Source organism: Microcystis sp. M53598_WE2 (assembly GCF_030067735.1).
Lineage (GTDB): Bacteria > Cyanobacteriota > Cyanobacteriia > Cyanobacteriales > Microcystaceae > Microcystis > Microcystis aeruginosa.
The window spans coordinates 1-5,435 of sequence record NZ_JASJFE010001010.1 but is presented as its reverse complement, the minus strand read 5'-3'; the positions used below and the strand labels follow the sequence as shown (position 1 = coordinate 5,435).

Genomic DNA, 5,435 nt, shown 5'->3' with positions numbered 1-5,435 from the left:
TTTCTGAAAGCCCTCAATTTCTTCATTTTGCTATTTGATCTCAATCACTTGAGCAGTTAGAGCGAATTGATTGACAACAGAAGAGTAACCCTGGAGCTTCACCTCCACGCCAAGCATCAATTTCTGTGCATCAACCGTTTGTCCCTGCTGAGTAATTTTGGTTTCTAGGAGAAGCCCAACATAATAATTCCCCTTTGGTGTCGTCACCACCAATTGCAGAGGCCAGGTTTCCATGACCTCAGAGATCTTGCCTTCGATAGTTATTATCTCCTTAGTTGCCCTCTCACTAGATTCCTGAACAGCATTATTCGGTGACGAGATAGATTGATTCGGATCGCAACTTGTCATAACAGTCGGCTCCAGAAAAAAACAGGCTGCATAGCCACAATTACATCAGTGTTGTTTTCATTGTAACTACGAGGAGTATCAGTTACAGCGGTTTTCACTCGAATGAAGTATAGTAGAAGCCTTGTAAGCTAAACGGCTTTTACTTCGGATCACCGATATAGACTCCAAAAGGGTTATAGCTGTTGGATCATGCAGGTTAAGCGCCGTTTAGCTTACAGCAAGGATATCAGGCTTAGTCATGTACCAGATCAGACCGAGAACCGCTGTGGTAGAGGCACGGTACCGTTACGCCCCTACCTTTCTTTGTCAGTGATTTATTTAGCAGCCGACTTTTAACGATTGGCTATTGACTTTAGCAAGGAATATTCCGCCATGCCAACATATTATTGAATACTTCTGTCGTAATCCGAGTGGCACTGTTGGGACAACCGCCGTAGGCATGAACTCCTACTGCATGGCGTTCACCATTGAGGAGTCGCCAGACAGGACTGCCACTTTGACCGCCGTAGGTATCTATCATGTAGTAGATCTTCCTCGGTCTGACAGTACTAATCGCCCCCGCGTTAAACCACTGGGTTCCAAATGGTTTGTCACCAGGATAGCCAGAGTTGTTGACTGTTAAACCTTGCAACGAACTGTCTGACAAGACAGCGAAACCAAACCAGCCAACTCGATTGCCTAGCTGGCAATTTGGGAGAATAATAGCTCCGTAGTCGTACTCTTGATTTTGATCCCTTGTCCAGCCTAATACACTGCGGAACGAGGTGCCGACTTGGGAACCGAAAGGACGACTGGCTCCGTCCATCCCTGGGATGACTTCAATTGAGCGCGCCCAACCGCCATTGGAATGGCTATAAACACAGTGCCCTGCCGTCATCACTGTTCGCGGACCGATGAACCAACCTGTTCCCCTCGCTTGAACGCCATCGGCGAAGGTAATGATGAGTTCGCAAATCCAACGCCAGGGAATATTCGTTGCTGGTGTAATGCGGACGCGATCATCACGACCACAGACCGTCTCCGACAGTCCAAATTCTAACGCTCCAGCATCCGGCAGCGCATCGAGAGCTCCTGTTACAGGTACTTCCTGTAATTCACCAGATTCTTTCATCGCTCTCAACGGGTCAAAATCTGCTACCGCTTCTAGTTCACCGCTAACGGTTATGCCTTTGAAATCCTCCGCCACCATATCGTCTTTAGGAGGCGGGAGTTGATTTTCGCTGGAAGTCTCTTTATGCTGCTCTTGTGAATATTCCATGCTTGTTTCTGATGAGACAATCTTGTGACCTTCCATAGTCATTTCTCCAGAAAAAACTTCGTTCAATTAAAGGTAGTCCTATTCCTTAAAGGATAGAGAATAAGGGCAATTTCTAGGGGTTTTGCCCAGCCAGGCTTCCAGAACTACGCTTTTTCTCTGCCCTTTACGTAAGTGCACTACCCAATTGAATATTCGCAAAAATCGATTTCAGAGACAATACGACGATCTGCGTATAGGATTATGAAGACATTGCAACAAACTACCCTTTGAGAAACTGTTTGTAAACAAGTATTTAAATCGCCAAAGTCCTTACTTGACAAAGATCCTGAGTTTTTAGTTCATTTGCTCTATAAATCGCCAAAACCTTGACTTGGCGAGCTTTTTACATTAATTTACAAACGGTTTCTCAGTTCACCGATTACTGATGACTGTTTACCGATCACTGAACAAACCCCACACCCCACCTCTCCGAACATTTGTCAAGACTGGGAGCGAAAAAGCCGCGTTTGTTCACACAGCTTAATTAAGAGTTGTAACTTTTAATGAACAGGAAGAGAGTCTAGGGCTGAGAGCTTGCTATAGTGAATCCTAGCCGTTTTTTCACGGCTCGTCATTATCATCTCAGAGCCTTTACTCGTCTCAATCATCATCCCAGAGTAAAATCAATAATCCCTATGGTCAGCACGATCCAAAAACCAGAATTCGAGGAAATCCGTCCGGGTATAAAAGTTCCCGCTAAAGAAACGATCCTCACTCCCCGCTTCTACACCACTGATTTTGAAGCGATGGCGGAAATGTCGATCGCCGCTAACGAGGAAGAACTGAAAGCGATTTTAGAGGAATTCCGTACCGATTATAACCGGCATCACTTCGTTCGCAATCAAGAATTCGATCGCTCTTGGGAGCATATTGATGGCGAAACTCGCCGCTTATTCGTGGAATTTCTGGAAAGATCCTGCACGGCCGAATTTTCCGGCTTTCTTCTCTACAAAGAACTCGGCAGACGTTTAAAAAACAGAAATCCCCTCCTCGCAGAATGCTTTAACCTCATGTCCCGGGACGAAGCGCGTCACGCTGGGTTCCTTAATAAGGCTTTATCGGATTTTAACCTCTCCCTTGACTTGGGATTTTTAACCAAAAGCCGTAACTACACCTTCTTTAAACCGAAATTTATCTTCTACGCCACCTATCTTTCCGAAAAAATCGGTTATTGGCGCTATATCACCATTTATCGTCATCTCGAACAACATCCCGAAGATCGGGTTTATCCGATTTTTAACTTCTTTGAGAATTGGTGTCAAGACGAAAACCGTCACGGGGACTTCTTTGATGCGATCATGCGTGCGCAGCCTGATATTCTTAATGATTGGCGCGCTCGTCTCTGGTGTCGTTTCTTCCTGCTTTCGGTCTTCGCTACTATGTATCTCAATGATACTCAGCGTTCTGGTTTCTACGCCATTCTCGGTTTGGACGCTCGCGAGTACGATAAGTATGTGATCGAGAAGACCAATGAAACCGCCGGCCGCGTCTTCCCGATTGTTCTCGATGTGGATAGTCCTGAATTTTATGATCGCCTAGAGATTTGTGTTGGCAATAACGAGGGATTACGGGCGATCGATAGCGAAAACAGTGCCGCACCAGTTAAATTCCTGAAGAAATTGCCTATCTTCGCCTCTAACGCTTGGCAATTCCTCAAATTGTACCTGATGAAACCGATTCGGGTCGATAAATTAGCCGGTAGCGTCCGTTAAAAAGTTTGTTTTCTTGAGACATGGTGAGGGTGGGTTAACCACCCTTTTTTTGTCGATAAAATTCTTAAGAAAATCCTCTAACATTTGTATCCTCGCTAGACTGGATCCTAGGGGTGTGAACTAGGTTTTTACTTTTTACTTTTCACTGTCAAAAATATGGCTATTTATAGTGAATTACCCACAGGACAACGTCTCTATCTCGATAATCAAGGGCCGCAGACGATTGTAACCCTCGCTAGTGGTGCTGTGGGACAACAACAACAGTCTAGCAGTAGTTTTGCCACGGGAGTTTGGACAAAAGAACCCCAAATAGAGATAATTCCCCAAGGGGCAATTATTGAAATTATCACTGAAACCGGACCCCACAGAATCCAAATTCAAGGGAGCAGTATCGGTTTTTCCTCTCCTCATACCTCTGGAGTTTCTCAGTCCTCTCAATCGACCACTGCTACCAGTTTCTCCTCCTCACCGATGCAACCGATGCAACCGATGCAACCGATGCAACCGATGCAACCGATGAAAATGGGTAATATGTCGATGAATTTTGCCCCCATGGAAATGGAGATGGGAGAGATGAAAATGAGTATGGGAGACGCAAAAACCGTCAGCAAAGTCCGATTTTGTCGTCAATGCGGGGCAAAAGTAGCGGCAACCGATCGCTTTTGTAGTAGCTGTGGTCATCAGTTACAGCAATAGGCAAAACCTGTTTAGCTAGATTCACCAGGCCTTTTGGGGCAAAATTTTGTTTATATTGGCTGAATTGACCCGCAGAGGGGGAATATATCCCCTGTCTGGGTTTAATCCGAACTGAGGTTAACCACAGCTAATTCTAATGTTTGCTCTTCCTTTTCTAGCTCCTTTTTGCTAAAACTTAACACTTCATCCAGACAATCAATCACCACCGTATCCCCTTCCATAAAAGCTTGTTCGAGAATTTTTGTGGCTAAAGGATTCTCTAACTCCCGTTGGATAGCGCGTTTTAAAGGCCGCGCACCGTAGGTAGGATCGTAACCAACAGTAACGATATGATCTTCTGCTGCCGCAGTTAATTCTAGATTGATTTTTTGTTCTGCTAATAATCTTTCCAGACGCTGTAATTGCAGACGAACAATGTAACGCAATTCTTCTTTTTTGAGGGTATGGAAAATAATTAAATCGTCGATACGATTCAAAAATTCGGGACGAAAATGACTCCGCAAAGCTGTTAAAACCCGTTTCCGCATCTCCTCATAATCGGCATCTTCGGAAACATTTAAAATATGGTCACTGCCAATATTACTGGTCATGACGATAATCGTATTCCGAAAATCCACCACTCGCCCCTGAGAGTCAGTAATGCGCCCATCGTCAAGCACTTGTAATAAAATGTTAAAAACATCGCGATGGGCCTTCTCCACTTCATCCAATAAAACCACAGAATAGGGACGACGACGCACCGCTTCCGATAGTTGTCCCCCTTCCTCGTAACCCACATAACCCGGAGGCGCGCCGATTAACCGCGAAACCGCGTGTTTTTCCATGTATTCCGACATATCGATGCGAACCATGGCTTCCTCGGAGTCGAACAGTAACCCCGCCAAGGCCCGCGCTAACTCGGTTTTACCCACTCCTGTGGGTCCCATAAATAGGAATGAACCAATCGGACGGGAGGGATCTTTCATTCCTGCGCGCGCTCGTCGAATCGCCGCTGCTACTGCCGTGACCGCTTCATTTTGTCCGACCACTTTTTTCTGTAAATGAGACTCTAATTCTAATAATTTTTGTCGTTCCGATTCCATTAACCGATTGACAGGAATTCCCGTCCACCGGGCAACTATTTCGGCGATATCGGCATCAGTTACCTGTTGTCTTAACAGGGTCGAACCTGCCGCTTGAATAGTTTCTAGTTCTTTTTCTTTTACTTCTAATTCCCCTTGTAAAATTTCTAGTTTGCCATACTTTAATTGGGCCGCTTTATTGAGATCATAAGCCCGTTCCGCCTGTTCCACCTGTAGGCGCAATTGTTCTTCCTCTTCTCGCAATAATTTAATTTCCTCGGCGATATGTTTTTCCGTTTGCCATTGGTCAGCAAGAGGCTT

General features: G+C 45.3%; 5 protein-coding genes. 2 read left to right on the top strand and 3 right to left on the bottom strand.

The window, feature by feature from the left end; genetic code table 11:
* Window positions 1–30: 30 nt before the first annotated feature.
* Together PX636_RS20710 and PX636_RS20705 are read right to left on the bottom strand one after the other, a co-directional pair.
* The gene (locus PX636_RS20710; RefSeq protein WP_061433095.1) at window positions 31–348 is read right to left on the bottom strand and encodes a hypothetical protein; all 318 of its coding nucleotides are present in this window, start codon (window positions 346–348) and stop codon (window positions 31–33) included.
* A 352-nt stretch (window positions 349–700) separates the two neighbouring features.
* Window positions 701–1,534 (bottom strand): trypsin-like serine peptidase, encoded by an 834-nt coding sequence (locus PX636_RS20705; RefSeq protein ID WP_288118630.1) that lies wholly within the window; start codon window positions 1,532–1,534, stop codon window positions 701–703.
* 746 nt (window positions 1,535–2,280) lie between these two features.
* Between PX636_RS20705 and acsF the strand changes: the two genes are divergently transcribed.
* Together acsF and PX636_RS20695 are read left to right on the top strand one after the other, a co-directional pair.
* Entirely contained in the window at window positions 2,281–3,357 is a 1,077-nt protein-coding gene (acsF, locus tag PX636_RS20700; protein WP_288118628.1) for a magnesium-protoporphyrin IX monomethyl ester (oxidative) cyclase, read from the top strand.
* Between the two features lie 156 nt (window positions 3,358–3,513).
* The gene (locus tag PX636_RS20695) at window positions 3,514–4,053 is read left to right on the top strand and encodes a zinc ribbon domain-containing protein (protein WP_002797116.1); all 540 of its coding nucleotides are present in this window, start codon (window positions 3,514–3,516) and stop codon (window positions 4,051–4,053) included.
* A gap of 101 nt (window positions 4,054–4,154) precedes the next feature.
* Here the strand turns inward: PX636_RS20695 and PX636_RS20690 are convergent.
* Window positions 4,155–5,435, bottom strand: a 1,281-nt coding sequence (locus PX636_RS20690; RefSeq protein ID WP_288118626.1) for an AAA family ATPase, incomplete at its 5' end; no start/stop codon positions are given.